The sequence below is a fragment of the Candidatus Protofrankia californiensis genome, assembly GCF_900634765.1.
In the GTDB taxonomy this organism is placed as follows: domain Bacteria; phylum Actinomycetota; class Actinomycetes; order Frankiales; family Frankiaceae; genus Protofrankia; species Protofrankia californiensis.
Genome location: NZ_CAAAFT010000333.1, coordinates 15,669 through 16,207, shown reverse-complemented (window position 1 = coordinate 16,207; position 539 = coordinate 15,669). Strand labels below are relative to the sequence as shown.

Here is a 539-nt window from a genome sequence, read left to right as displayed (position 1 = left end):
CCGCCCTGGCGACGGCGCTCGTCCCCTACCGGGAACGGCTCGTCGGCGCCCGGGCGGTGCTCTACACCGGCGGGGTCAAGAGCTGGTCACTGGTGTCGGCGCTACAGGACCTCGGGGTGGAGGTCGTCGCCTCCGGGGCTACCAAGAGCACCGAGGACGACGTAGACAAGATCACTGAACTGCTCGGTCCCGACGGGATCGTCATCCGCAACGGCACACCCGCCGAGCTGCTGCGGGTCGCCGCCGACACCCAGGCCGACATCCTGATCGCCGGTGGCCGCAACCAGTACACCGCCCTCAAGGGCAAGCTGCCGTTCCTCGACGTCAACCAGGAACGGCACCACGCCTTCGCCGGCTACCCGGGCATGATCGAATTTGCCCGGCGCCTGGATCTGGCGCTGTCCAGCCCGGTCTGGGAACAGGTAAGGGCGGCCGCGCCCTGGGACGACCCGGATCCGGCCGGCCCCACCGGCCAGCGGATCGCAGGCCCGGGGGGCGTGGCGGCCACGGCCGCCGCCGCTGCCGACGTAGACGTAGAC

The 539-nt window shown here is 71.4% G+C and carries 1 protein-coding gene; it reads left to right on the top strand.

Annotated elements, in window-relative coordinates; all coding sequences use genetic code 11:
- Nucleotides 1–539, top strand: a 539-nt coding sequence (locus DD1DGNOD_RS29720) for a nitrogenase component 1 (RefSeq protein WP_283234719.1), incomplete at both ends; no start/stop codon positions are given.